At 42.8% G+C, this 25,734-nt stretch carries 25 protein-coding genes, 1 pseudogene and 1 riboswitch; of the genes and pseudogenes, 11 read left to right on the forward strand and 15 right to left on the reverse strand.

Translation table 11 applies throughout. From position 1 onward, the window contains the following. Positions 1-19: 19 nt before the first annotated feature. Positions 20-748, reverse strand: a complete 729-nt coding sequence (locus J2T13_RS17055) for an amino acid ABC transporter ATP-binding protein (RefSeq protein ID WP_429373435.1) — start codon at positions 746-748, stop codon at positions 20-22. Between the two features lie 415 nt (positions 749-1,163). Here J2T13_RS17055 and J2T13_RS17060 point away from each other — a divergent pair, with 415 nt between their 5' ends. Both J2T13_RS17060 and J2T13_RS17065 read left to right on the forward strand, forming a co-directional pair. Beyond that, entirely contained in the window at positions 1,164-1,364 is a 201-nt protein-coding gene (locus tag J2T13_RS17060) for a cold-shock protein (protein WP_036651712.1), read from the forward strand. A gap of 150 nt (positions 1,365-1,514) precedes the next feature. Beyond that, positions 1,515-1,745, forward strand: a complete 231-nt coding sequence (locus tag J2T13_RS17065) for a cold-shock protein (RefSeq protein WP_429373392.1) — start codon at positions 1,515-1,517, stop codon at positions 1,743-1,745. A 285-nt stretch (positions 1,746-2,030) separates the two neighbouring features. On the opposite strand, the gene J2T13_RS17070 is transcribed toward J2T13_RS17065, so the two are convergent. Further along, entirely contained in the window at positions 2,031-2,759 is a 729-nt protein-coding gene (locus tag J2T13_RS17070; protein ID WP_429373394.1) for a YcnI family protein, read from the reverse strand. A gap of 61 nt (positions 2,760-2,820) precedes the next feature. Continuing rightward, on the reverse strand, positions 2,821-4,491 hold the full coding sequence (locus J2T13_RS17075; RefSeq protein ID WP_429373395.1) for a copper resistance CopC/CopD family protein: 1,671 nt from the start codon (positions 4,489-4,491) through the stop codon (positions 2,821-2,823). A 203-nt stretch (positions 4,492-4,694) separates the two neighbouring features. Here J2T13_RS17075 and J2T13_RS17080 point away from each other — a divergent pair, with 203 nt between their 5' ends. From J2T13_RS17080 to nfsA, 7 genes are all read left to right on the forward strand, one after another. Continuing rightward, positions 4,695-5,069 carry a TIGR02328 family protein gene (locus tag J2T13_RS17080; RefSeq protein WP_429373397.1) on the forward strand — a complete coding sequence of 125 codons (375 nt, stop codon included), beginning with the start codon at positions 4,695-4,697 and terminating at the stop codon, positions 5,067-5,069. A 189-nt stretch (positions 5,070-5,258) separates the two neighbouring features. Continuing rightward, entirely contained in the window at positions 5,259-5,429 is a 171-nt protein-coding gene (locus tag J2T13_RS17085) for a hypothetical protein (protein WP_429373399.1), read from the forward strand. A 259-nt stretch (positions 5,430-5,688) separates the two neighbouring features. Further along, on the forward strand, positions 5,689-6,642 hold the full coding sequence (locus J2T13_RS17090) for a DUF5050 domain-containing protein (RefSeq protein WP_429373401.1): 954 nt from the start codon (positions 5,689-5,691) through the stop codon (positions 6,640-6,642). 318 nt (positions 6,643-6,960) lie between these two features. Then, positions 6,961-7,284, forward strand: a complete 324-nt coding sequence (locus J2T13_RS17095) for a metal-sensitive transcriptional regulator (protein WP_429373437.1) — start codon at positions 6,961-6,963, stop codon at positions 7,282-7,284. Between the two features lie 17 nt (positions 7,285-7,301). Beyond that, the gene (locus J2T13_RS17100; RefSeq protein WP_429373403.1) at positions 7,302-7,499 is read left to right on the forward strand and encodes a copper ion binding protein; all 198 of its coding nucleotides are present in this window, start codon (positions 7,302-7,304) and stop codon (positions 7,497-7,499) included. A gap of 122 nt (positions 7,500-7,621) precedes the next feature. Beyond that, positions 7,622-10,057: a heavy metal translocating P-type ATPase gene (locus J2T13_RS17105; RefSeq protein ID WP_429373405.1), complete on the forward strand. Its 2,436-nt coding sequence runs from the start codon at positions 7,622-7,624 to the stop codon at positions 10,055-10,057. Positions 10,058-10,154: 97 nt separating this feature from the next. After that, entirely contained in the window at positions 10,155-10,907 is a 753-nt protein-coding gene (gene nfsA, locus J2T13_RS17110; RefSeq protein WP_429373407.1) for an oxygen-insensitive NADPH nitroreductase, read from the forward strand. Positions 10,908-10,994: 87 nt separating this feature from the next. Here the strand turns inward: nfsA and J2T13_RS17115 are convergent, their stop codons facing one another. The 12 genes and pseudogenes from J2T13_RS17115 to J2T13_RS17170 all read right to left on the reverse strand — a co-directional run bounded on the left by J2T13_RS17115 (position 10,995) and on the right by J2T13_RS17170 (position 22,577). Further along, positions 10,995-11,099, reverse strand: a complete 105-nt coding sequence (locus tag J2T13_RS17115) for an IS3 family transposase (protein WP_429373439.1) — start codon at positions 11,097-11,099, stop codon at positions 10,995-10,997. Further along, positions 11,082-11,348, reverse strand: a pseudogene (locus J2T13_RS17120) (IS3 family transposase); the annotation flags it as partial. The pseudogene J2T13_RS17120 and the gene J2T13_RS17115, both read right to left, overlap by 18 nt. A 423-nt stretch (positions 11,349-11,771) precedes the next feature. Beyond that, positions 11,772-14,066, reverse strand: coding sequence for a DEAD/DEAH box helicase (locus J2T13_RS17125; protein WP_429373409.1), 2,295 nt, complete (start codon positions 14,064-14,066; stop codon positions 11,772-11,774). Between the two features lie 39 nt (positions 14,067-14,105). Then, positions 14,106-14,819, reverse strand: coding sequence for an ABC transporter permease (locus tag J2T13_RS17130; RefSeq protein ID WP_429373411.1), 714 nt, complete (start codon positions 14,817-14,819; stop codon positions 14,106-14,108). Then, positions 14,816-15,661 carry an ATP-binding cassette domain-containing protein gene (locus tag J2T13_RS17135; protein ID WP_429373413.1) on the reverse strand — a complete coding sequence of 282 codons (846 nt, stop codon included), beginning with the start codon at positions 15,659-15,661 and terminating at the stop codon, positions 14,816-14,818. Before J2T13_RS17135 ends, J2T13_RS17130 begins: the two co-directional genes overlap by 4 nt. A 173-nt stretch (positions 15,662-15,834) precedes the next feature. Continuing rightward, complete coding sequence (locus tag J2T13_RS17140; protein ID WP_429373415.1) at positions 15,835-16,770, reverse strand: LytTR family transcriptional regulator DNA-binding domain-containing protein; 936 nt, start codon at positions 16,768-16,770, stop codon at positions 15,835-15,837. A gap of 302 nt (positions 16,771-17,072) precedes the next feature. Next, the gene (locus J2T13_RS17145) at positions 17,073-17,903 is read right to left on the reverse strand and encodes a TatD family hydrolase (RefSeq protein ID WP_429373441.1); all 831 of its coding nucleotides are present in this window, start codon (positions 17,901-17,903) and stop codon (positions 17,073-17,075) included. 5 nt (positions 17,904-17,908) lie between these two features. Beyond that, entirely contained in the window at positions 17,909-18,745 is an 837-nt protein-coding gene (locus tag J2T13_RS17150; protein ID WP_429373443.1) for an ABC transporter ATP-binding protein, read from the reverse strand. A gap of 103 nt (positions 18,746-18,848) precedes the next feature. Then, positions 18,849-19,610, reverse strand: a complete 762-nt coding sequence (locus tag J2T13_RS17155) for an ABC transporter permease (protein ID WP_429373417.1) — start codon at positions 19,608-19,610, stop codon at positions 18,849-18,851. Then, on the reverse strand, positions 19,607-19,900 hold the full coding sequence (locus J2T13_RS17160; protein WP_429373419.1) for a thiamine-binding protein: 294 nt from the start codon (positions 19,898-19,900) through the stop codon (positions 19,607-19,609). Before J2T13_RS17160 ends, J2T13_RS17155 begins: the two co-directional genes overlap by 4 nt. A gap of 136 nt (positions 19,901-20,036) precedes the next feature. After that, complete coding sequence (locus J2T13_RS17165; protein WP_429373421.1) at positions 20,037-21,092, reverse strand: ABC transporter substrate-binding protein; 1,056 nt, start codon at positions 21,090-21,092, stop codon at positions 20,037-20,039. Positions 21,093-21,188: 96 nt separating this feature from the next. Then, positions 21,189-21,299, reverse strand: a riboswitch (TPP riboswitch). Positions 21,300-21,359: 60 nt separating this feature from the next. Then, complete coding sequence (locus J2T13_RS17170; RefSeq protein WP_429373423.1) at positions 21,360-22,577, reverse strand: MFS transporter; 1,218 nt, start codon at positions 22,575-22,577, stop codon at positions 21,360-21,362. Between the two features lie 196 nt (positions 22,578-22,773). Between J2T13_RS17170 and J2T13_RS17175 the strand changes: the two genes are divergently transcribed. Then, entirely contained in the window at positions 22,774-23,199 is a 426-nt protein-coding gene (locus J2T13_RS17175; protein WP_429373425.1) for a pyridoxamine 5'-phosphate oxidase family protein, read from the forward strand. Between the two features lie 171 nt (positions 23,200-23,370). Then, positions 23,371-25,620 carry a bifunctional 2',3'-cyclic-nucleotide 2'-phosphodiesterase/3'-nucleotidase gene (locus tag J2T13_RS17180; protein WP_429373427.1) on the forward strand — a complete coding sequence of 750 codons (2,250 nt, stop codon included), beginning with the start codon at positions 23,371-23,373 and terminating at the stop codon, positions 25,618-25,620. Positions 25,621-25,734: the final 114 nt, after the last annotated feature.

The following is a 25,734-nucleotide window of genomic DNA, read 5'->3' on the forward strand; positions in this document are numbered from 1 at the left end:
TCGATTCGAAAACGATTATTTAATGATTGATCAACCGACTGAGGAATGTACGAGCACGTCCTTCGCGTGGTTTGTTGAAGAAATCGATGGATGTCGCTATCTCCAAAATATGCCCTTCATCCATAAATACGACTCGATCAGCAACTTCGCGTGCGAACCCCATCTCATGTGTAACAATCACCATGGTCATGCCGTTGTGAGCTAGTGAACGTATAACATCCAATACTTCTCCAATCATCTCGGGATCAAGTGCTGAGGTGGGTTCGTCAAATAGCATTATTTTTGGTTTCATTGCTAGTCCGCGGGCAATAGCTACACGTTGCTGTTGTCCACCAGATAGCTGGGAGGGGAAGCTTTGTGCTTTGTCTTCGATGCCTACTCGCGTGAGATAGGACATGGCTGTCTGTCTGGATTCTTCTTTAGAGAGTCGTTGAACTTTGATGGGAGCCAGAATGATGTTATCAATGACTCGTTTATGTGGATAAAGATTAAAGTGCTGGAATACCATTCCAATCTCGCGGCGAAATTGATTAATATCAATCTTTTTATCATGTAGTGGAACTTCATTAACGGTTAATTGGCCGGAGGATATACTCTCAAGCCTGTTGATACAGCGTAACAGGGTACTTTTACCTGATCCTGATGGGCCTATGATTACGACAACTTCTCCTTCTTCGATCTCAAGGTTGATATCCTTCAATACATGGAACGGACCGAAGTATTTGTTAACATTTTTAAATTCAATCAGTTAGAAACACCCCCTTTAACCCTATGTAGATTTATGATTTGATGTCTTAAAAACTCGGTTCTCCATATTAATAAAGTGTAGTCTTGATAAAAGATTATATGCGCATGGTTATAAAACATAACATTTTGGTTATGATATAACGTGTACAGGGAGTAACGTAGTGAGAGGGAACGATATGAAGTTGTGAAATGGCTTTAACGGAGAAAAGAGCATTTGAAATTAATGACAGAGCAGCTTGCGTTTGTTTTCGGCATATGATACACTGTGTTTAGTTAGTAAGCGAGGCGTTGATCCCTTTCACATATTGAAAAGCGGATTTCAGATTTTGTAAGTACACTTTTCAATGTGTGAAACTTTTTTATATGTAAGTGTAAAAAATGATCAGCATTAAATCAAATTTTTGGAGGAATTACAAATGCAAACAGGTACAGTAAAATGGTTTAACGCAGACAAAGGTTTCGGTTTCATCGAAGTTGAAGGTGGAAGCGACGTATTCGTTCACTTCTCCGCTATCACTGGCGACGGATTCAAAACTTTGGACGAAGGCCAACGCGTTCAGTTCAACGTAGTTGAAGGAAACCGTGGACCACAAGCAGAAAACGTTGTAAAACTGTAATTAAAACTAGACTGCCCTTAACGTCTGTTAAGGGCAGTTTTTTTTCTATAATTACGGACGTAAAGGTAAATTTATCTTGCGGATGACCCTATTATGGTAGGTCTCCGTCTATACTTGTTTCGTTCTTAAAGTCTATTGAGGGGGTTGAGTATGAACTATCGTAAAAAGTCGTTAGAGGAAATTCCGGAGGAAAGTACTTCGATTTGGGCCTGTACGAAAGAAGACTGTAAGGGCTGGATGCGTGATAATTTTGCATTTGAACATGAACCGACTTGTCGGTTGTGTGATTCTCCTATGGTTCGTGATTCAAAGATGCTTCCTATACTTAACAATTCGAATGGTGACTTGAAGGCAATCAAGAAGGGCGTTCAAATTGATTAATGACTGAATTGGATAACAAACAAAGAGTGATATCCTATGAGGGATGTTGCTCTTTTTTAGATTGTATACAGTTACGCTCTCGTGCATGCTTTAAAAAGAAACAAATGCCGTCCCTTCGGGCTGACAATTGTTTATCCCTATATATGTTCAAAAAGCCGCATTCCCTGAGTTCATAGGGAATGCGGCTTTTAAATATAAGCTCTAAATCGTAATCAGTATTGCTGTAAATAGAGGTATGGCATCTGATTTGAAGCTTTTCCTCTGGAGGGTAACAACACTCAATCTTTATCTTTTCTTACGCATAGCAACCAACAAGGATAAGGCAGAAAGGACTAAGGCTGCGATGGATATTACGAACAACGTTGTGTTAGAGCTAGTTGAAGTCTCAGCCATATCTAATGGGGACGCAGTTGCCTCTGTGGGAGCAGCTTCCTGATCGGTTGTGCTAGAATCATTGGCAACAGTAGGATCACTAACACCGGTTCCTTCAGTTGCTGTATTGTGACTATGTGAATCGTCGTGGGACGCTTCTTCACTTGCGGGTGCTGCAGTGACTTGCGTTGTTGAGTGAGGGGAATCGGAATCTTTATCGCCGGTCCATTCTACAATACTTCCGTCTTCATAATATTGGAATGCATCCCAAGCTATTTCTTCATCCTGTTTAGGATTCTGAGCAACGAAATTAAATTGTTGAAATTCTCCTGCTGCGATGCCTTTACCTGTAGCGCTCCATGTAATGGACACTATTTTTCCAGCGGAGTCTTTCTCAGTGCTAACTTCCCACTCTGGAACGGGTTGGTATTGTTTGAAATCGACCTCAGCTGGAATTTTGAGTGTAACCTTCGTTGTTGGGATATCTTTCTCCACAGGAATCTTAATCGAATACGTTTCCCATGCACTGGGTGTAGAGGTAGTCGGTTTGACGGTTACATGAGCGCTGGCAACACCACTAAATAACAATAAACCCGCTGCAGTTGTCATGAACATCGTGGATAGTCTGGATTTTCTTATCAATGTAATTTCCTCTTTTCTAATGATTAGGATAGATGAATATAAGGTTGTGAAATGTAATGCGTTAGTCAGTTCCAGCCCGGAAGGTGAAGGTGGCATCCCAAGATTCCAATGAATTCGTTAATACGTGAACTTGAGCGTTCCATCTTCCCGCCATACTGATGAGATCCTCTTTACGAAAAGGTGTGGAGGCGTTATTTGGGATGATAATCTCATATTTACCCATATCCATATCTAGTGAGGTTAGGGTAAGTCTAATTTGTTGTATTTCTGTGAATTCCTGTCCAGCAGCATTGTGAATATTAACCTCGAAGAGGTTATTTCCTGTTACGTTAGGGCTAATTTCGAGAGAAATCCTATATCCATTATCTAGCTTATAACTCTGCTGAACTGGACCAGGAGAAGCCATACCCGTGGGTAAGTTGCTTAGAACCGCGGATAGGACAAGCGCAATAATCCCTATGCTAAGTTCTATCCATATACTTCGGTTGAGTTGCTTGTTCATCTGTTTACCACGAAATAAGTTGAATGCGGCAAATCCAATCATCATAAGCAGTAACCCGGACTTCATAAGCAAGACTTGGCCATATAAAGTGTGAAACAAAGCATATACCGTAGGTATATATTGCAAGCTTGCATAGATACCGCTAATAACGAGTAGTAATACAAGTATGGTTCCCCAGCGAGAGAAATTACGGATGACCGCGAAATACACTTTCTTTCGATCGGGTCGATAGGTAGGTAGAGAAGCTTCGCCAGGTAGAATAGCTGCTAATGCCAATAATGAACCTAACCAGATAGACACAGCCGCCAGGTGGATGAAATCCATAAGAATGGATAAAGTCTGATGGTCTGTTGTAGGGGCATGCCCAATGAATGCTTTAGATAAGAGGATACCAAATCCTAATACTAAGGCTACGAAGGTGCTATTTTTTCTGAAACGTGAACTTAACTGGTTACGATTAACGGCCACCAGGGCTCCACACATTAGAATGATCAGTAGGAGTTGAACGATCCACACTGTACCAAAGCTTGTATGTTGAATCATCTCACCTAACCAAACGGTACTCCACACCTGGCTCCAACCGATCCTTGCGTCAATGGTCGTTTGTAATGGAAGGCTTAGCAATAGGCTTAGCGCAATACCGATGTATGAAGTCCAGAGAAGGAAGCGACTACGCTGTGGTAAAAGGAAGTTTCCTTTAGGGTTGGCGGGATACATGAATAAATAGAAGCAAACAATACCGATGAAGAACGACATACTTAAATACAGTAACCAACGAATAACGATTAGATCTAGTCTAGGAAAGTCACTAGAGGTTATTGGTGTAGTTGGTCCAGCCTCTCCACCACTGTTACCCATCTGAAACGGAAAGGTTCCTTCTATGGGGTGGCCATCTCCTGATATTGCCTTCCAAGCAATCATATAAATTCCATCAGCCAAATCAGGATTCACACTAACCTCTAGTACGGATGGACGATCTTTGGCTACATGTGTATTGTCTTGATCCACACGATCTCCGGCTGGGTTAATAACCTGAATGGAATGGAAAGCTGGTTGAATAGGTTCGTTGAATTGAAGTGTAACTTGGGCTGGGGATTCCGTTAATACTTCATTCTCCGAAGGGTTTGATTGTTGAAGAAAAGCATGGGCATAGGTGGGCGTCGGAAGCAGTAGTAGGCATATTGCAAACACGATAATTCCTAAACACAATAGCTTTTTAATTTTATTCATATAGCAACACCTTCTTGTTAGTACTTAAGAGATCATTTTACCGTGATTGGGTGTAAATTGTAATGACTCTAATGGGCTATAGCGGAATGGTTCTTGTAGCTTTAAGGTGAGGGAAGAGGAAAGGCAAGATGATGAATCATCCCCATACCCCTTCTGGAAGTGTGACTGTATAAGAGATAACAATAAACGAGGTGTGAGACATTATGCGTCTTTGGCATGAGGATCTAATTACTCTACTCCCTAGACAACAGTTGCTGGGTCAACATCGGGAGTGCTGTGCCCTTAGGGGGAATGGTTGGGGTAAAAAGCATGCAACGGTTAACTACGTGTTCGACTATAGTCCAATGATGTTATATCGTTATCACGTATTGATTATGGAAGAAATGAAGGGACGCCATTATAACGTAGATGTGTTATGGGAAAGACCTCTGTATCGAGGTAAATGTTGTGATCAGTGGACTGAAGATAGACTCAAGGAGCTGAGTGCGGTAGGCCGTTATTTGGAGCATAATGCTGAATATTTACAGGAATGTATTGATAACTTGGCCGCAAAGGGTATTATAGTGACAACTATGTAGATGACATAGGAAGGGGGAGTATATGGGAGGATGTCTTTGACTCGGTAGGGTGAGTACGCCTCTCATGTGCTCAGCCTGATATATAGCAGGAGGGTAGCGCTTAGGTTGTTTTCACTATGACTCCAGATTCTCTATAATTAGAGAAGAAGATAACAGTCATGTCAAAAACCAATCAGGAGTGATTATGTAATGAACCAAGTTGTATTGGAACGTCGTAGTGAAATCCTGAAAAAGAACATTCATGAAATGATTCTTCAGGATAATCAGAGTGGAATTAGCCACCAAAAGAGCAATTTATTACAACATATGATTAAAGAACTTCATCAAACTTCGCATGAAATGAATGCGAGAGGTAAGTAAAGAAACAGCTGAGAGCTAACTTTTAATGAACCTTTATAACGATTATGAAATGAGTATTGTTGAAAAACTACCGTTTATTTTATGGGGCAACTGTTAACATCCTTATACATCAAGAAAGGCATCCTTTCCTCAATTTATTTGAGTAAAGGATGTCTTTTTTTGTTCATGAAAACCAGCGAGTAATGAATATTATTGCAACATTTTGTCGAATGGTTTATGGTGGGATCGCAGGAAAATTACACCTTAAGGGGAGTTTAGAATGAGAAAGACGCTAATTTCGACAATTTTAGTGTTAGCTCTATTCATTGGAGCTTTACCGGCTAGTGCGGCAGTTAAAGAAAATAAGGTAGTATGGTTGGGAAATTATGAAGAGACAGCATGGAAAGGGGTCAATCTATCGATTGTTGACGGAAAAACCAATGTGACCAAACGAATATATAAAGATCAGGCCTTTTACCCTACTCTAGTGGGTGACTGGATTTATTTTTTGAAGCAGGAGCCCGAATCGGAAGTGATTATGGGTCATATTGTTAAAGTCAAAACAGATGGATCTCAATTGACTGAAGTAACGAAAAAAAATACATATTCAGGATTTACAATAGAAGGAAAAGTTATTTATTTTGGCGGATATGATAAGGACTATAATCAACAAATCGGCACCATGAACTTGGATGGAACGGGAGAAAAGATAATCCTTCCTAAGCTTTCCTTTTGGTCTTATGTCGTAGGTAAAGGATATGTATTCTATGTCGATACGCAAAGTGGTGATTCTCTCTTATATCGAATGAGGCTAGATGGAAGTGCTAAATCGAAGTTATCGACAAAGGCAGTGCAGTCACGTGATGGTGGCTATTCCTTATTTGGCAACACATTATATTACTCCGAAGAGGCAGGCGATGGTAAAACATCCAAATGGTATCTTCAAGACGTAAGTGGCACTAATAAAAAAGCATTCACTTCTAAAGGGACAGTTACTCCAATTGGATATCAGAACAAACAGTTCTTCTTTGAGGAAACGATCGTTACAAATTCAAAAACGGTTCGTACCCTGACCCAAATCAACCGTGACGGTACTCAGAATAAAACGGTAGCCACCCTAGCTGAAGGCGATCGGTTTATTGGTGAATTGGGTACCACTTTTGTATACAAGACAACTTCAGGTAAAGTATATCAAATCGGACAAGACGGTAAGGTTACACAAGCTGCTAAGTAGGTCAATCGGTTCTAAACAAATTCTAATCGGTATACAAAATTATCGGATATCATCTAATCCAAAGACGACTTTACATTCCATTTGAGTGTGAAGTCGTCTTTTTGAAATTTATTTCAGTGAAAAACATAAGTGTGCAGTTGCCTCGTATAGAAGGGCTCATTCCGAAGAACAATAGAGTATTGTGTTATTCTTAATATTCACTCTCTTGATATACCCATGGGGGGTATGTTATGATGAGGTTACATCCTAGGATGTGTAGATGGAGCAGGAGGTATGTCCATGGGAATCGGTAATGAAGGTAATACACCGGAACAATCAATGACTCCTGAAATAGAGGCTGACCCTTGTCACACAGGAGCACATGAGAGGCATAGCCATCATTCGGATCTGACTAAGAGTAACCTCATAACTCGCTTAAATCGTGTTGAGGGTCAAATACGTGGCATTAAAGGAATGATTGAGAAGGATACGTATTGTGATGATGTGCTTAATCAGATTGCAGCTAGTCAAGCCGCATTGAATGCTGTTGGTAAATTATTGCTTGAGGGACATATGAAGAGTTGTGTCGTGGAGCGTATTGAGGCTGGCGACCATGATGTTATTGATGAACTTCTAAAGACGGTACACAAATTAATGAAATAATAAGAGGAGGAATGAATATGCAAGCAACATTAAAAGTGGAAGGTATGTCTTGTAATCATTGTTTGAACGCAGTAGAAGGTGCAGTGAAGAGTGTGGGAGCGGTTGGTAAGGTCAATTTAGAACTTAAGAATGTTACTGTTGAGTATGATGATTCCAAAGTGAAATTGGACGCGATCAAGGCAGCCATTGTAGATCAAGGATATGACGTAGTCTAACTTTATAAGAGGCGCGGGGAGAGGATCCATAATTCCGATAACCGCGCACTCTTTTTATTTTCATTATACCCTATGGGGGTATATTGTAATCGATGATCAATCCTCAGAAAGGGGAGCATGAGATGGCAAGTTCTCAAAAGACTGGTGAAAAGCAAGTTTCACTGCAAATTACGGGTATGACTTGCGCAGCATGTGCGACTCGAATTGAAAAAGGCTTAAATCGGATGGATGGAATAGCGGGCGCAAATGTTAACTTGGCGTTGGAGCAGGCTTCTGTTACCTTTGACTCTAATCAGATAGATATACAGGCTATAGAGCAGAAAATTGAGGCTCTTGGTTATGGCACATTGAAAGAAACGATGGATTTCGAGATTACGGGTATGACCTGTGCCGCATGTTCGACTCGAATTGAAAAGGGACTTAACAGACTGGAAGGAGTTACTCAAGCTAATGTGAACCTAGCTCTCGAAACAGCTCATGTTGAATATGCTCCTGGGCGAATAACCATTAAAGAAATGATAAATAAGGTGGAGCAACTTGGCTATAAGGCAATCCCAAAGCAAGCAGCGAGCGACACAGCCGATCTACGCCAGCGGGAAATGAATCATAAGAAATGGAAATGGATGATTTCGGCTTTACTTTCATTGCCTTTACTGTGGGCGATGGTAGGTCATTTCTCATTTACTACATGGATTCCTGTTCCAAATCTGTTCATGAACCCATGGTTCCAGCTTATTCTCGCAACACCCGTACAGTTCATTATTGGGGGCCAATTCTATATTGGAGCTTACAAGGCACTGCGTAATCGTAGCGCAAATATGGATGTATTAGTGGCCTTGGGAACATCGGCTGCGTATTTCTACAGTCTATATCTCACCGTAGATTCATTGAATATGGCGATGAACCATCAAGTCGAGATGTATTATGAGACAAGCAGCATCCTGATTACGTTGATCTTGGTGGGTAAGTGGTTCGAAGCTGTAGCGAAGGGTAGATCTTCAGAAGCCATTAAGAGCTTAATGGGCTTACAGGCTAAGACGGCCTTAGTTGTTCGTAATGGAGCCGAGATTAGTATTTCTATGGAAGACGTTGTCGTTGGCGACATTATTATCGTGAAGCCTGGAGAAAAGATACCCGTCGATGGTAAGGTTGTTGAGGGGCTTTCTTCCATAGATGAATCTATGCTTACGGGTGAAAGTATACCTGTAGAGAAAAATATTGGTGATCCAGTCATTGGAGCTACACTGAATAAGAATGGCATGCTTCGTATTCAGGCGACTAAAGTCGGAAGAGAAACGGCGCTTGCTCAGATCATTAAGGTCGTGGAAGAAGCGCAAGGATCGAAAGCGCCAATTCAGAGAATTGCTGATGTCATCTCAGGCATCTTCGTTCCGATCGTAGTGGCGATTGCAGTCATTACGTTCCTTATATGGTATTTCGTTGTGGAACAGGGGCAATTCTCTAGTGCGCTAGAGAAGGCCATCGCAGTGCTCGTAATTGCTTGTCCATGTGCGCTAGGCCTAGCTACTCCAACTTCTATTATGGCTGGCTCGGGGAGAGCTGCGGAGTATGGCATTCTTTTTAAAGGTGGAGAGCATCTAGAATTGGCCCAGGGAATTGAAGTCGTTGTACTGGATAAAACCGGCACAGTGACTCATGGTAAGCCTGTTTTAACAGACGTCCTACCTGCGGATAGCATGACAGAAAGTGCTCTTCTTCGGATGACTGCTGCTGTCGAGAAACATTCTGAGCATCCATTAGCAGATGCGATTGTTCAGGGAGCTCTTCTTCGAAGTAATGGCTTAGAACTGCCTGTGGCGAAGCAATTTGAGAATGTTCCTGGATATGGTGTGAAGGCTTTTGTTGATGGCCGCAAAATGTTAGTAGGTACACGTAAACTCATGGCGGAGTATGGCATTGACCTGGGTTCGGCAAGTGAAACAATGAATCAACTTGAAACAGCTGGGAAAACAGCCATGCTAGTGTCTGTTGACGATAAATATGCAGGAATTATTGCTGTGGCGGATACCATTAAGGAGACGTCTAAAGCGGCAGTGTCCAGACTGCAAGGTATGGGTATTGAGGTCGTCATGATCACGGGGGATAACAAACGTACAGCTAAGGCGATTGCCGATCAGGCAGGAATTAAGTCTGTACTTGCCGAAGTTCTACCCGAAGGTAAGGCTGAGGAAGTGAAGAAGCTACAGAAAAGTGGGAAAGTCATTGCTATGGTAGGTGATGGTATTAATGATGCACCCGCCTTAGCGACAGCTGATATTGGAATGGCTGTAGGTACAGGGACAGATGTTGCGATGGAAGCTGCGGATGTAACATTGATGCGTGGTGATCTGAATGCAGTCGCTGACGCTATTGTGATGAGCCGTAGAACGATGAGCAACATCAAGCAGAATTTATTCTGGGCACTAGGATACAATGCGATAGGTATCCCAATAGCAGCTATAGGCTTTCTAGCACCATGGCTTGCAGGCGCAGCTATGGCATTCAGTTCAGTTTCCGTTGTTCTTAACGCTTTACGTCTACAACGCGTGAAACTATAAGGGTTTGTGTTCATTCTTTAAACGAAACCTTGCTGAGCCTTACAGATTACAGATGACGGTGAGCTTTTGTTTATAAAAAATTAGGAGTGATAGACCTATGAGTGATGCTGTAAATGAAACCCTTGCTTTACTAATGAATCATCGATCTATTCGTGCTTATCACGATACCCCTGTTAGCCAAGATCAGCTTGCATCGATAGTAGCTGCAGGTCAAATGGCTTCGACATCAAGTAATGTTCAAGCTTATACCGTCATTGCTGTGACAGATCCAGAACTCAAGAGCAAGGTTGCGAAATTAGCTGGCAATCAAGTCTATATTGAGCAATGCCCCGTGTTTCTTGTGTGGTGTGCGGACTTGTACCGGTTAAAAAAGGTGACAGAGTCTCATCTTGGAGATACATCCTATGAGGATTCTACGGAAAATTTCATTGTGGCTACTGTAGATGCAACCCTTGCGGCACAGAATGCCGCGATCGCTGCTGAATCGTTAGGACTTGGTATCGTATATATTGGTGGCGTGCGTAATCAGATTGCGGAGATATCCGAATTACTCGGTCTGCCTGAGCTAGTATATCCTGTATTCGGCATGTGTATCGGATACCCTAACCAGGAAACGGGACTCCGTCCCAGACTCCCGATGAAGGCGGTTCTGCATATGAATGGATACTCTAGGGAGCAGAGCGTAGAAGAGGTTAAGGCTTATGATACGACCACGAAACAATATTTATTAGAAAGAACCAACGGTCAGAATGATGCCACTTGGTCACAGATGATGGCTAAGCGCCTGGCGGAGCCGACACGTTTGCATATGAAAGAATTCTTGAAGGGCAAGGGATTCATACAGAAATGATTATTAGGTCACAGAGAGATAAAATAGGAGAGTCGAGAAAGCCATCCGAAAATGAAGTGACCCCATAAAGTTAGACAGGTTATATAATTAGGCGACTTCTGGGGCTTGAGTTCGGTACTGTACCGGACTCAAGCCTTTTAGTTTTGCCTTAATTGGCTTGTTGTTGTAATAATCGATGGTATACGTAATTATTCCGCAATTATATAAATCCAGTATTGGAGACGAATACAGCTTTTATCCAAATAATTTAAACTCTGTAATATCCGTAACCCACTTCTCATTTGGCCTTTCAACGTGGAAGTTTCGTTCTAATAAGTTCGGTGAAATCTTACCAATCGTCCCCTTGTACGAACGGTACTTCTTCATGCGTACCAAGCACTTTAATCCTAATACCTTCATCAAACGCTGTACCTTTTTATGATTCACATGGTGTCCGCGATTTCACTAATTCGTCGCTGGATTTTGCGATAGTTTTCAAGCTATCTGATCCCTTTTGATAACGTATAACGGCTTGTATTTTTTCATCTGTACTGAATTTCGTCATGAAAAACCGCACCTTCAATAGTTAGATGGTGTCTAACTATTGGGGTGCAGTTCACTTTAGCGGCGAGATGGGTTTACTATTCTGATTTAATATTAAGAAATCCAAGCGGACAAGGTGGCAAATAAATAGCTTCGTTAATTAGTCAAGTGTTGTAATCGTCGAGTGGGTATTCAGATATTGTTGAGAAGTAGCAAACTAATGTTTGCGAGAAATGATGTACAATAAAAGGAAAAATATTACTGTAATAGTTCGGGTCAGCCGTTATTTCGTGCAGCAAAGTGGGGCAACAACGCGGTCATCCTTGAAAAAGCTACGCTGCATCAAAATTTTTCCCGCCCGAATACCGGCCTCAAAATCTTGCGAGTGTAATAAGCCAATACGGTCGCCCAGGTCCATGAGCTACGCTTATTCTGGATGTATTGATCATTGATAATATAAGTCCGAGTGGAAGTAGGGCTCTTCAGACCGAACTTTTCCCACTTCGCCGGATCATTCGAACCTTCGAGCCTTACAAGCATATTCGCCGACTCACGATTGATTTTAGCCGAAATTTGCTCGTATGCTTGGGAGATTTGCGCATCAAATTCGTCGATCGGATTGCGGCTAGCAAGGCTCTCCAAGTGGATGCTTTCGCGAAGGTAAGAAACGTATGCCAGATGGTCAGCCCAGAACTTGTCGATATAAAAAAGCCGTACCCGCTGCTCCGAAGGACTCATCGGCTTCTCGCCTTTCAAAATTCCGAGCCGCTCCTTGTATAGAATTCGCCTTTGATCCTCCACCATATCTGAATAACAGTTCAGTTCCTGGCGGATATCGAAGTTCTGGCCCATAATAACGTGCTGGATTTGCGCGATTTTGCTGCGGAGCACCGAATCTTTGAGAGCCTCATCCTGCCTAAGATTGCGAATCGCTTTATGGATACCAAACCGAAGCATCAACTCGTCCTCTAAGCTTACGAAAAATACAGAAGCACCCGGGTCCCCTTGGCGACCAGAACGCCCGCGCAGTTGGTCGTCGATCCGCACGCTTTCGTTCACATGCGTACCAATCACGTACAACCCGCCCAGCTTGGCGACAACTTCTGCTTGCGTGGAGTTGCCACCGCCGAGCCGAATGTCGACGCCGCGTCCCGCCATATTCGTAGACACCGTCACGGCGCCGATTTCTCCCGCTTTGGCGATGATCTCGGCTTCTTCTGCGTCGTTTTTCGCATTCAGAACATGGCAAGGTACGTTGGCAACCGCTAGCGCCTCCGCCAGTATGTTAGACTCTCCGACGCTTGACGTACCAATGAGAATCGGACGTCCCGCCCTATGGACGGACGAGATTTCTTGTACAAGCGCCTTAAGTTTGGCTTCTTTATGGGTATAAATCCGGTGCGGATGGTCAATCCGTATGTTTGGCCGGTTCGGTGGAATTTGTACGACCTGCAGCACATAAATATCTTCGAAATCCATTGCCGAAGTCTGCGCGGTAGCCGTCATTCCGCAAATCTTCGGATATAGGCTAAGGAAGTGTTGAAGGGTAATCGTACCTAGAATTTTCCCGCCGGCTAAGGGCTGTAGCCCTTCTTTAGCCGCAAGCGCGCCTTGCAGCCCCTCCGGCAAATGCCTGTTCTCCGCCACACGGCCGGTATATTCGTCAATCAGCTCGATAATACCGTCCCGGACGATGTAATCGACGTCTTTTTTCAATAACAATTCAGCATGCAGCGCGCAATTTAACGACATTAACAAATGACTATGATGGCCTTCGTACAAATTGCCGCATCCTAGCAGCGACTCCGCTTTCGCAGAGCCTGCTTCATTCAAGTAAACGTTACGCTGGAACTCATCGAAGTCGTAATACTCTACTTGCACGAGCTGCCGAGCCACTTCTGCGAAACGAATGCCGTCGTTGACGTCGTTGCCTTCGTTGCCGAATGAGCCCGGTTCGCCGGCGATGACTAGTGGTACCCGCGCTTCGTCGAGAAGCAGTGAATCCGCTTCATCGACGATAACGTAGTGGAAAGGACGATGCACGGTATCGGCTTCATTTAGTACGATCATGTCGCGCAAATAATCGAATCCCGCCTCTTTAGCCGTAACATAGGTTATATCCTTGGCGTATGCTTCCCGTTTCTCGAACAGGCTCATACCCGCTTGAACCGAGTTTACCGTTAACCCGAGGAAACGATAGATCGGGCCCATCCACTCCGCATCTCGATTTGCCAAATAATCGTTGAAAGTCAGCACATGAACGCCCTCGCCGGTCAGTGCATTTAGATAAGCAGGCATAACAGCAGAGAGCGTTTTTCCCTCACCGGTTTGCTGCTCGATCAAGAATCTCTCGTGCAGAGCGATGGCAGCCATGATCTGGACATCGTAAGGCTGTAATCCGAGCTTTCTTTTCGCTACCTCGCAGACTAACGCATAAGCATCGACAAGCAGCTCATCCAGAGGAGTACCCGATTTTGCTTGTTTTTGCAGACGAAGGGATTCTGCTTGAAGCTGCCCATCGCCCCATGCTTCCAAATTCCGTTTCCTGATAAGCTCCACTTTGTCCTGATAGACTTTAAGCATATTCTGGGTATCGTGTTCTTTGAATTTTTGCATCAACTTGACGGCTATATTCATAGTAATTTGATCTCCCCTCTGTAGAAATACGCTATTTTATTATTCATCCTTTAACCGTCGCTTGTACAAAACAACAGACACAATCGTTAATACAACCGTCCATGCCAAAATAATGAGGAGGGGTTTTATTAACTCTCCCGTCGCAAAGCCTGAGTTGCTTATACCTAGTAAATGCACAAGCTGACTGCTTGGCATGTAATCCAGCACTTTGAAGAGCGGATAATCCCTCACTAGAAACGCTCCATATGGTGCTGAAGTGAATACAATCGCCACAGGAATTATAGACAATGATGCATCAAGCAACGTCTTGGAGAATAAACCACATATCGTCCCGACTGCTGTGTATAGAATAATCGAAAGAATCATTGCTGCGACAAACGCCCATATACTAGCTGGCTCAAAGCCCAATATAAACGTAGCAATAGCCAGAACAACAGCAGACATGACAAAGACTAAAGAGCTTTTACCGATTATTACATCCATGGTCGTGGCCGGAGTCATCATTAATGATCGTAAAGTGTTACGCTCCTTTTCTTCCGCAATTAAGCATGCTTGTGCGAAACATGTTAGTATCACAAACGAAGTATTAAGAACAATACCGATAGCTCCAGGCAACAAAGACGGAGGTGCACTTCGAAGAATAAGTGCAAAGAAAATTGGAAAGAGCAACATAATGGAGATCGCATAATTGCGTGAGAACTCTTTGTAATCCTTCACAAATATCGCCCGGGCACGTTTTAATGAGATACTCATAGTAACTCACTTCCTGTCATTTTAATAAAGATATCACCCAGACTGGGCTCTTTCGTTTCTAATGTATCAATTAACCCTCGTTTCATCCAATCGGCTATTTGATCAGCCGTTGCCTCACCGATCGGGAGCTCGTATGCTTCCCCATTGATTAAGTCGACACAAACTACGTTTTCTCGATGCTGTCGTTTAAGTTCCTTTGGTGAGCCGATGGTTTGGATTTGTCCCTGATACAGAATCGCTACACGATGACATAGCAATTCTGCCTCAGCCATATCATGCGTAGTTAAAAAAATCGTTGTCCCTTTCTCATTTAAGTAGCGTAAGCCTTTATGTATATGAGCTGAATTTACTGGATCTAAAGCTGAAGTAGGCTCATCTAAAAATAATAATTCTGGCTCATGAATAATCGCGCATGCCAGCATGACACGCTGGCGCATCCCTTTCGATAAGAGATTGACTTTCTTTTTGCGCTCTCCGCTTAAGTTAACAAACTGTAGCACTTTATCGATCGAAGATTTAGGAAGAGCATATAGTTGGTGGAACAGCTCTAGGTTTTCCTCTATCGTTAATCTCTCATATAGACCACTGTTATCCGTCAAAATGCCAAAGCGCATCTTCTGTGCAGACTGCTGCATCCTCACCGCTGGCTGGTTAAATATACTTGCCTGTCCACTTGTCGGATTTAACTGCGCCGTTAAAATCTTGATTAATGTTGTTTTTCCTGAACCACTCGGACCGAGGAAACCAAAAATTTCACCTTTCGGAATTGAAAAAGACACATCTGTTAACGCATCCTTATTTCCAAATCTCTTTCGAATACGTTCTACTTGGATAACATCCATAAACACCACTTCCTTAGCGTTGATGACTTAAACATATACAAATTGCATGCTTCCAGCCATCAAAACCCTCTGAAATGTAGCTATTATCGTCTGAATGGTACCACTCAATGCTTGATTGGTTCGACATTACCCCAGAAATGGCATATGCAAGTTATGTTTGCTTCGCAAACATTTTAAATGTTAAGAAGTGCTTTTAATTCATGCAATTTGGAACGGGATAACGGAACCACGGTATCTTTACCTGTATTTAATCGCAAGCTGTAGCTATTCTTCGTCCATGTAATAATCTCTCTTACTTTTTGCAGATTAACGATGTAGGATCGATGACACCTAAAAAAACCGAAATTTAACAATCTCTGCTCAAGCTCGGTAAGAGTCAAAGCACAGTCATAATTTTCCCCACCCACATGAACAAGGATCGAACCCTCTATACTTTCTATAAAATCAATTTCAGGTGGATTAAATAAAATCACTTTGTCCTTTCTTTTGGTAGAGATCTTCTGCAAGGTTATATTGGCCTGATCTTGTTCCTGCACTTCCTGCTTATCCTCTTCTGAGTCCCGAATATCCAATGGATGAAAACCGGACTCGTTCAATCGATAAATGGCATCACAGGAAATAATCGCATCCTCTAAATTTGAAGTTAAAATTAATACTTGCTTTTCTTTCAAAAGGTCATCTAGAATCCGTTTAAACTGACGACGATCTTGCTCTTCTAAGTAAAAATAGGGTTCCTCCAGTACAAGTGTAGGCTGATGCGCAAAAAAGACACGCAGCAATGTCACATACATCCTTTTTGATGCGCTTAGGTCCTTGATCCTTACCTTCCGTTCTTCTTTTAAAGCAAAATAATCCATCAGCGAAGCGACACACTCATTCCTCTCCGTTACTTTGATTAGAAAAGTAATTTGCTCTTCCACCGTTAAACGCATATACTCGCTTTGCCCAGCTCGAAATAAATAATATTGGGAATGATTCACTAATTGATTCATTAAAAGCTGCTTTCGCTTCAAGTCCGTTATAATGCCAATCGATTGGTTTGATGTCATATTTAATTCGATCTTCGGTAGAAATAATTCTCCATCATAATACATCGGTTGAAATTGCATGCCGTCCTCCTGGTCAGTGCCGATATAGGATATATATAACAATTATAATGTTGGAATACTTTTTTGTCAGTTTCTATTGAAAAATATAATGTATAACAGCTTGTGTTTTTTCATCTGTACTGAATTTCGCCATAAAAAACTGCACCTCCAATAGTTAGATGGTGTCTAACTATTGGGGTGCAGTTCTAAAAGGATGGCTTTTTCAAAATATAAGAAAGGTTAAGTTTCACTTGAATCAATCTCATAATCGCTGATGCATCTAAATCGATTTGGGATTAGAAGTATTGAGCTTCATTATTATATTACAGATTGTAGAACCGCCGTGTATTGTCATACATTGTTTTACGAGCTTCGCTCACTCCAATATTCTGTAATTGACTCCATGTCTCGATTACTGTGGACACCATCCGTGGATGAGTCATTTGTCCAATAAAGGGACCCTCGAAGGGCCACGGTCCATCCGTCTCCACCATAACTTGATCCCTAGGATAGAACCTAGCTAGTTCTTGAATTTCAGGTTCGTAGACAATATCAGGGGTGAATGAAATATAATATCCGTTATGGATCATTCTCTCTACAGTGTTTGCAGATCCTTTGAACCAGTGAAAATGTGCCTGTGTGACGTTATACTTTTCTAGTAAGTCACAAGCAATATTAGCATCTTCATATACGGCGTGCAGTATTATGGGCTTCTTATGAATGCTGGCAAAGGAGATAAAGCGTTCCAGAAGAGCTATATAAGATTCATGGTCAAAGGGTAGCCCTATTTCCTGCGCTTCTAATCTTGAGTAATAGGGTAGCCCGACTTCGCCGACAGCGACCATCTGCTCAACATGCTTTTCCATCCATGAAAAAAGTTGTAGGATCTCCCCTTCCTGCGGAAGAGGCTGTTCCGGATGGAAGCCGAAGGCGGGATGAATAAGGGAGGGATACTTCTGAGCCAGCTTTAGGTTATGTTGGCTCGAATTTAGATGCATGGAGACTGCGATCACAGCAACGATGGAGGGACTTAAGCTTGTAAGCAGAGTCTCCTGTTGCTCCTCCGTATAGGTGTCGAGATGAACATGGGCATCGATGAGAGGAACAAGTGAAATATCGTCTTCAACGATCCGTTGATGATTGTGGTTGTTCATCATGACTATGACTTTTCCTTTAATTTCTGCATTTTCTGTTGCTCTTCACGCATCCATTGAGATAACTCACGTTTTAGCTTGAGGAAGGCGGGATCATCCGTGATCTCTTCCTTGCGTGGACGTGAAAAAGGCACATCGATAGTGTGTAATACAGTAGCTGGGCGGCTAGAGAATACATATATACGATTTGAGAGAAGAAGTGCTTCCTCAATATTATGAGTGATGAAAAGGACAGATCGTCTGCTCTCTTCCCAAATATCGAGTAGCCAGCGCTGCATATCACTTCGGGTTAGGGCATCCAATGCGCTAAAAGGCTCATCTAGACACATCAGTTCTTGCGGACTAAGTAGCGCACGTAGAAAAGCGACCCTTTGTTGCATTCCTCCAGATAACGTATGTGGATAGGCTTTCTCAAATCCAGTCAGTCCTACTCGGGAGATCCAATGTCGCGCTTCTTCCCTAGCCTGATTCTTAGGAATACCGCTTACCTCCTGAGCTAAGATGACGTTATCTTCAATGGTTCGCCAAGGGAACAGCGCTGGTTGCTGTGGCATGTAGCTGACAAGTCCTTTTTTGCCTGTCACCGTGTGGTCATTCATTCGAATCGTGCCTGAATCTGGCTGTACGACACCCCCAATAATATGAAACAGCGTACTCTTGCCACACCCAGAGGGTCCAATAATGGATACGAACTCGCCTGGGGCAACGGTTAGAGAAACGTTATCTAGTACAGGAAGGTCGTGCTTACGTCCAGTGAACCCTTTGCTAAGTTCGTGAACTTCTAAAGCGGGTGGCATCGCAGTAGTTGTAGTAGTAGGAGCTTGATTCTGCATTTTGTTCATTTGTTGTGTGTGCTGTAGCTGCTGTTCCATGACTAGGTGTACACTCCTTTCGCGTCTGTAAGTACAAGTTCTTCTTATCCTAAGTTCAATATTCTAAGTTCAATTAACGTTCTTGAGTTGAGTTCCAGCGTATGAGGCTTTTCTCTAATAGGACAATGGCTGTATGCATCATTAAGCTAAGAATAACGATAATAGAGATACTTAAGAACATACGATCCGTACGGTAGCTAGCTTTCTGTAACATCATATAGTAGCCGATGCCTCTGTCAGATCCGACCCATTCGGCGATGACTGCGCCCATAACACTGTAAGTAGCTGCGATCCGAATGCCTGAGAAGATGGAAGGTAGGGCATGTGGAAGCTCCAGCTTGGTAAATATTTGACCTTTGGTAGCCCCGATCATTCGCATATATTCCAACATGGTTCGATCTGTTTGTCTGAATCCGTCCATAGCTGCAACAGCTACAGGAAAGAAACAAACGAGTGTTATAACGATCAATTTAGGAAGTAGGCCAAAACCGAACCAGATCATAAGTAGCGGGGCAAGGGCGATGGTAGGGACATTTTGACTTAAGATAAGGAGTGGATAAAGGGCAGAGTGAAGAAATGAAAGACGATGGAGTACGAAGGCGATGAACAATCCTACTCCCGTTCCGATAATAAATCCTCCTAAAGTTAGCTTTACAGTTGCTAGCGTATGTTCCCATAATCTTGCCGATTGAGCGGAAGCCTCACGTGCAATATCTGATGGGGCTGGGAGAATCCATTCTTCGATGTTAAAGAGTGAAGTACTTAGCTGCCATATCACCAAAAAGAAGAGGACCGCCACTAAGGGCGGCCACACTTTGTTCCATATCAGGCTCATGGACGATATTTCTCCGTTAGTTTATCCATACTTATGCCCTTAGGGTTATGGGCAATTTTAATTTGAGAGATGACACTAGGGCTGCCTGCAACTACAAGTGCTTCATGCATATTCTTAACAATACGCAACAGCTCATCAAGCTCGCCTTCCATAGTCGTCTCTAGCGGATGAACCTCATGTTTGACACCAGATTGTTGTATGACTTCAATGGCACGATCTACATAAGGAATCGAATCTTCATTATTAGGTGTTTTAGGGATTACTTGAATGCTTAGTAAAGTATTGGCCATGGTATAACAACCTTTCATAGTAGAGTGTAGTAGTAGTAGTAGTAGTAGTAGTAGTAGTAGTAGTAGTAGTAGTAGTAGTAGTAGTAGTAGTAGTAGTAGTAGTAGTAGTAGTAGTAGTAGTTAGATATAGTCTTCGTTATTGTGCTTGAGGTATAAAATCATTGGTATAAGCACTTTCAATTTCAAGCGGTTTATCCAGAAGCTTATGGTTATACATCCAATCGGAATACCCTTGCCATACTTCGGCTTTCTGTTCTCCCCAGTTCTCAGCATCGTCTTTATAGCGTGGACTCAACCATTTCTGACTAGCAAGGACTAGTTCCTTGTCTAGATCAGGTACTAATGTACTGAGAATTACAGCGGCTTCTTCAGGTTTATCAATCGCATATTGATAGCCTTTGGAGGTAGCGCGCATGAATGCCTTGACGAGTTCAGGATCATCCGCTATCTGTTTCTCATTCGTCACAATAACAGGCGTGTAGTAATCAAGCTCTTTAGCGTAGTCTTTCACATATAACATATCGAGCGGCTCTCCACGAAGCTCAGCTTCAACACCTGTCCACGCGTAGAAGATCCATGCGAAATCAATATCTCGCTTCACGGCTGTGAAGAAATCGGCCTCGCCCATATTCACAATCTTGACCTTCGTAACATCACCCTTGTCATTCTCCATGATAGAATCCATTACAGCTTCTTCTACAGGAGAACCCCAACCCCCGTAAGTTTGGCCTTCGAATGCTTTCGGTGTCTTAATATTGCGATCTACAGGTGCCGCAAATCCAGAGGTATTATGTTGTATGACTGCTGCAATGGACACCAGGGGAACACCTTGGATGCGTGCTTGCGTTACGCCCTCTTGATAGCTAATGCCGAAGGGCACGGCACCTGAGGCCACCATTGTATCCGCTCCTCCGGCACCCGGCTGAACGATCTCCACGTTTAATCCTTCGGCTTCATAGTAACCTTGATCCTTAGCTACATAGAGTCCAGTATGATTCGTATTAGGAGTCCAATCTAGAACAACTTTAACATCTTTTAGTACCTTGGATGTGGGTGATGCCTCGCCCTCAGGTGTTGTTTCTTTTTGACTCGTTTCATTGGTATTTGAAATCCCATTCTTGTTAGATGCTCCGCATCCTGCTACGACTAGTATAAGCATACATACGAGAAGTAATGTTCCGATCTTTCTCATCTCTTTTTCTCCCCTTCAGTGAACTGCTATGTTATTGTGCAACAAAAAAGCGTCCCGTAATCGGGACGCATATGGGCGCAAGATAGGTATATGGATGAACCATATCGGCTACGTTCCTACGCTGGCATTATCCAGATCAGGTATAAGGGTCAGTGTCTTGTGGGACACACTCTCAGCCGGCCAATCCCAGCACCCCTGGTACTTATGAAGTTAGATCATTTCAACGAATATTATAGTCTACAATGGAAGAGGTGTCCAGTGACCCCTCTATGGGTTGGTTAGTTCTATCGCTGAACTGCTTGATCCTACTTGATCATATCTATGCTGAACTCGAAATGCGGCTATACTGAGCAGGAACAGACCCACGCTGAACACCGCAAGCATACTGGCTGTTTGGTTAACTGCAAGATGATCCATACTCCAGCCGATGATCAAAGGAAGGACAGCACCACCCACACCTCCAGAAGCAATGAGAATACTTGTGGTTGACTCCTCTGTACCTGGCATAAGTTTATTAGCAAACACTAACGTGATGGAGAAGATGCCTGACATGAACAGACCCAGTAGTGTGATTACTGCAAAAGCTGACCAGACCTGATTCGTAAATGGAAAAAGAGTGAATAGGAAGAGTGCAGCTAGGCAACTTATGAGTACATAGGAACGGTAGCGAATTTTCTCAGCTATATAGCCTGCAAATAAGCGGCCCGTAGACATAGCAATCCAAAAGAAGGTCACGCTAAGTGCAGCTCCTGCTTTATCCATACTCATCTTCTCTATGAGCATAGATGGCATGAAATTCGCTAAGCTCATTTCTACGCCAACATATAGAAAGAAGAAGGCTACAAACATCACTAGTGTACGTTTTTGGCCCTTGTGATACACGGGTACTTTAGGTTGCTTCGGTTGTTGAATGTTTATGTCACGTGCCTTCAACATCGCATCTAGAGCGCCAAAGGAACCCTTAACCCAGCATATAAACGTAATGAGCGCGAAGAGAGCCACGGCAAGAAACGACCAACGCCACCAGCCGAAGTGAATCATACCACTAGCAAGCAGTGGCATCAGCATTGCACCTACACCGAAGAAGACTTCCAGTCTACTCATAGCTACAGCAGTTTGATGGGTAACACCTGCAATAATGATGGTTCCAATGACAGCTTCGATCATTCCGAACCCAAAGCCTGCAACAATTCCTGTGACATACATCCATTCCCACGGTGGAAGGAGGGTGTATACGGATTCTGCAACAAACAGTGCAGCTAGGGCAAGAAGAAGAGTACCCTTTTTGCCAATCCGGCGGTTTAACCATGGGGAGAACATTACGCCACCCAAGAAACCAGCAAACTGAGCAAAGATCAGTTGTCCTCCTGCACTGTATTCACGACCATAATGTTCCAGAATGACTGGAAGCACAGAACCGAGTACGACATGTGCCAAACCAATCAAGAAATAAGACAAACATCCAATCCAAATTAAGCGTTTCATGATGAAATCAAGCCCCTTTTTATGACAATAAGTCCTAGCGATCATTCTATCTATCATACCTAATGGGAAGCCATTCGTCATTGTAAAAGTCGCATCGAATGATAAGGATGAGCTGTGTTGAAAATGAAGGAGATGGGTACATTACAGATAGGTGTATTTTGTAATTCAATATAAGGTAAGGAAGGGGTTTAATGTCATGTTGGATAGAACTCGAATGGAACAGGAAATCGTAAAAGCGTTGGATCACAATAAAGTTTGTACCTTCGCTACTATTGAGGGGAATAAACCGAAACAAAGGTACATGGTATTGTTTAATGAAGGGTTAAGTCTACATTTGGCTACGAACCGCCAAACACATAAAGTTGAAGAGTTAGAAGAAAATCCACACGTATCCTTGTTAGTGGGGTATGAAATAGGTGGAAGCAAGGATGTTATAGAGATTGAAGGGACTTGTGCTATATGTAAGGACGAAGGTATACGCGAGAAGGTGTGGAATCCTGATCTTGAAAAATGGTTCACAGGACGGAATGATCCCAATTACGTCGTTTTAAATATTACTCCCCATCGTATCGAATATACGGGTCAAAACAAAGATAATGATAAACGTGTATGGCTCGCATAATCCTTTGAATTGAGTGTTAAGTGGTGGTTCAAGAGTACTAATGTAATGTCTGAGACCGGGTCTCAGGCATTATTTATTGTGCAGATTTAACATTTCCCTTTATTTAAAAGATGACATCGATATAAACTCTATGTGACCAAGTAATATACTTAATTATAAAGGGGAGATTCTATGTTTCATTCGCACCATAAGATGATCAAAGTTGCCTTATCAACGGTTGTTGCTTTCAATGTACTATCCCTTTCCCTTGCCTCAGTTCATGCAGCGGAAGAAAGTGCAATGGCTAAGCTACGGATTATGGAAACAACAGATTTGCACGTCAACATCATGAACTATGATTATTATGCAGATAAGGATACGGATCAGTATGGATTGGCGAAGACAGCTAGCCTAATTAAGGCTGCAAGAAACGAGGCAAAGAACAGTCTACTTTTTGATAATGGAGACTTGATTCAAGGTAACCCTTTGGGAGACTATGTAGCTAAGGTAGATCCACTTAAGAATGGAGAAGTTCATCCCATTTATAAGGCGATGAATTTACTAGATTATGATGCGGGAAATATTGGGAATCATGAATTTAACTTTGGCCTAGATTTCTTGAAGCAATCCTTAGAGGGCGCTAACTTCCCATACGTGAATGCGAATCTTTACAAAGCAGATGGAGATAACGATGAGAGTAATGATAAGAACTACTTCACTCCGTATCAAATTCTAGACAAGAAGATTACGGACGAAGCAGGTAAAGAACATACCCTTAAGGTGGGTGTCATTGGGTTCGCCCCTCCTCAAGTATCTCAGTGGGATAAGGCCAACTTAGAAGGTAAGATTGTAGCCAAGGATATTATAGAAACAGCTAAGAAGTTTATACCTCAAATGAAGAAGGAAGGAGCAGACATTATTGTTGCTATTCCCCATTCTGGATTTGAGGAAATTCCCCAAGCACCTTTGATGGAGAATTCTGTGTTGTATTTAAGTCAAGTGGAGGGCATTGATGCTATTCTATTTGGACACGCACATAAAGTATTCCCTAGTGCCGACTTCAAAGATGCTAAAGGCGTAGACTTAGAGAAGGGTACCATTAACGGTGTTCCATCTGTAGAACCTGGTTACTGGGGAGATCATTTAGGAATTATAGATCTAGATTTGAGACAGGTTGACGGAAAGTGGACTGTATTCGATTCAGCGGTTGAAGCACGTCCAATCTATGATATCGCCAATAAGAAGTCGCTCGTAGAAACAGATCTAACCATAGTCGATGCAGTGAAGCAAGAGCATGCAGAAACATTAGAGTACATTCGTGGTCCGGTGGGTAAGACTAGTGCAGCAATTAACAGTTTCTTTGCCCTAGTACAAGATGACCCTTCCATTCAGATTGTAACCAATGCCCAGAAGTGGTATGTGGGCAACAACCTGCAAGGAACTGAATATGAAAAATTACCCGTTCTATCTGCAGGTGCACCATTCAAAGCAGGAGGCCGTTCAGGAGCTTCTTACTACACCAACATTCCAGCTGGAACAATTGCTATTAAGAACGTGGCGGATCTTTATGTATACCCCAACACCGTTCATGCTGTATGGGTAACAGGCGCTGAAGTGAAGGAGTGGCTAGAGTGGTCTGCTGGACAATTTAATCAGATTGACCCTTCGAGCACAGAAGAACAGAATTTGATTAACGGAGACTTCCCTACGTATAACTATGATGTTATTGATGGGGTTAACTATCAGATTGATGTGACTCAGCCAGCTAAGTATGATGCTAAGGCTGACATCATTAATCCATCCTCTAGCCGTATCAAGAATTTGGAATACCAAGGAAAACCGATTGACCCAACACAGAAATTTATCGTTGCAACGAATAACTATCGTGCTTCAAGCTCGAAGTTAGCCAATCCGGATGGTAAGCGCATCGTGATGGCAGCACCAGATGAGAATCGCCAAGTCATTGTTGATTATATTCGTGAAGAAGGTACAATTAATCCTACCGCAGACGGGAACTGGTCCCTGGCACCGATCAATAATACTGTGAATGTTACTTTTGTATCTTCTCCAGATGCGCAGGCATTAATGAAGGGTAGCACAACGATGTCCTATGTAAGTACAGGGGCAGATGGTTTTGCTAAATATAGCTTAAAGATGATCGCTCAGTCAGACGAAGTTAAGACTCCGGCGACTCCGGTAGAACCGACGAAACCAGAACCAGTCAAGCCAGAACCAGTCAAACCAGAACCAACGAAACCCGTAATGCCTCCAGTAAAAGAACCAGTAGCATCAGAGGTTGTCTATGTGATCAAAAAAGGGGATAATCTGTATCAGATCGGCCAGAAGTATGGTGTGGATTGGAAGGTTATTGCTAAATACAACAAAATAACAAATGTCCATGCTTTGAAAATTGGTCGAAAAATAACGATACCTCAAAAATGACAGAATGAACTGACAGTATTGTCAACACCAACTTAATAATCCCCAAAAGTAGCAGTTGAAAATTCCCTACATCGAGCAAAATTATGAATCTTTATCTTCCGTAGAATCTGGTTT

The sequence above is a fragment of the Paenibacillus sp. DS2015 genome, assembly GCF_050433705.1.
Taxonomy (GTDB): Bacteria; Bacillota; Bacilli; order Paenibacillales; family Paenibacillaceae; genus Paenibacillus_AQ.

What these genes read in the sequence shown, in the direction of transcription:
- J2T13_RS17060 (WP_036651712.1), top strand. Translation starts at nt 1,164, where the DNA reads ATGCAAACAGGTACAGTAAAATGGTTTAACGCAGACAAAGGTTTCGGT.
- J2T13_RS17065 (WP_429373392.1), top strand. Translation starts at nt 1,515, where the DNA reads ATGAACTATCGTAAAAAGTCGTTAGAGGAAATTCCGGAGGAAAGTACT.
- J2T13_RS17075 (WP_429373395.1), bottom strand. Translation starts at nt 4,491, where the DNA reads ATGAATAAAATTAAAAAGCTATTGTGTTTAGGAATTATCGTGTTTGCA.
- J2T13_RS17080 (WP_429373397.1), top strand. Translation starts at nt 4,695, where the DNA reads ATGCGTCTTTGGCATGAGGATCTAATTACTCTACTCCCTAGACAACAG.
- J2T13_RS17085 (WP_429373399.1), top strand. Translation starts at nt 5,259, where the DNA reads ATGAACCAAGTTGTATTGGAACGTCGTAGTGAAATCCTGAAAAAGAAC.
- J2T13_RS17090 (WP_429373401.1), top strand. Translation starts at nt 5,689, where the DNA reads ATGAGAAAGACGCTAATTTCGACAATTTTAGTGTTAGCTCTATTCATT.
- J2T13_RS17095 (WP_429373437.1), top strand. Translation starts at nt 6,961, where the DNA reads ATGACTCCTGAAATAGAGGCTGACCCTTGTCACACAGGAGCACATGAG.
- J2T13_RS17100 (WP_429373403.1), top strand. Translation starts at nt 7,302, where the DNA reads ATGCAAGCAACATTAAAAGTGGAAGGTATGTCTTGTAATCATTGTTTG.
- J2T13_RS17105 (WP_429373405.1), top strand. Translation starts at nt 7,622, where the DNA reads ATGGCAAGTTCTCAAAAGACTGGTGAAAAGCAAGTTTCACTGCAAATT.
- nfsA (WP_429373407.1), top strand. Translation starts at nt 10,155, where the DNA reads ATGAGTGATGCTGTAAATGAAACCCTTGCTTTACTAATGAATCATCGA.
- J2T13_RS17125 (WP_429373409.1), bottom strand. Translation starts at nt 14,066, where the DNA reads ATGAATATAGCCGTCAAGTTGATGCAAAAATTCAAAGAACACGATACC.
- J2T13_RS17130 (WP_429373411.1), bottom strand. Translation starts at nt 14,819, where the DNA reads ATGAGTATCTCATTAAAACGTGCCCGGGCGATATTTGTGAAGGATTAC.
- J2T13_RS17135 (WP_429373413.1), bottom strand. Translation starts at nt 15,661, where the DNA reads ATGGATGTTATCCAAGTAGAACGTATTCGAAAGAGATTTGGAAATAAG.
- J2T13_RS17140 (WP_429373415.1), bottom strand. Translation starts at nt 16,770, where the DNA reads ATGCAATTTCAACCGATGTATTATGATGGAGAATTATTTCTACCGAAG.
- J2T13_RS17145 (WP_429373441.1), bottom strand. Translation starts at nt 17,903, where the DNA reads ATGAACAACCACAATCATCAACGGATCGTTGAAGACGATATTTCACTT.
- J2T13_RS17150 (WP_429373443.1), bottom strand. Translation starts at nt 18,745, where the DNA reads ATGAACAAAATGCAGAATCAAGCTCCTACTACTACAACTACTGCGATG.
- J2T13_RS17155 (WP_429373417.1), bottom strand. Translation starts at nt 19,610, where the DNA reads ATGAGCCTGATATGGAACAAAGTGTGGCCGCCCTTAGTGGCGGTCCTC.
- J2T13_RS17160 (WP_429373419.1), bottom strand. Translation starts at nt 19,900, where the DNA reads ATGGCCAATACTTTACTAAGCATTCAAGTAATCCCTAAAACACCTAAT.
- J2T13_RS17165 (WP_429373421.1), bottom strand. Translation starts at nt 21,092, where the DNA reads ATGAGAAAGATCGGAACATTACTTCTCGTATGTATGCTTATACTAGTC.
- J2T13_RS17170 (WP_429373423.1), bottom strand. Translation starts at nt 22,577, where the DNA reads ATGAAACGCTTAATTTGGATTGGATGTTTGTCTTATTTCTTGATTGGT.
- J2T13_RS17175 (WP_429373425.1), top strand. Translation starts at nt 22,774, where the DNA reads ATGTTGGATAGAACTCGAATGGAACAGGAAATCGTAAAAGCGTTGGAT.
- J2T13_RS17180 (WP_429373427.1), top strand. Translation starts at nt 23,371, where the DNA reads ATGTTTCATTCGCACCATAAGATGATCAAAGTTGCCTTATCAACGGTT.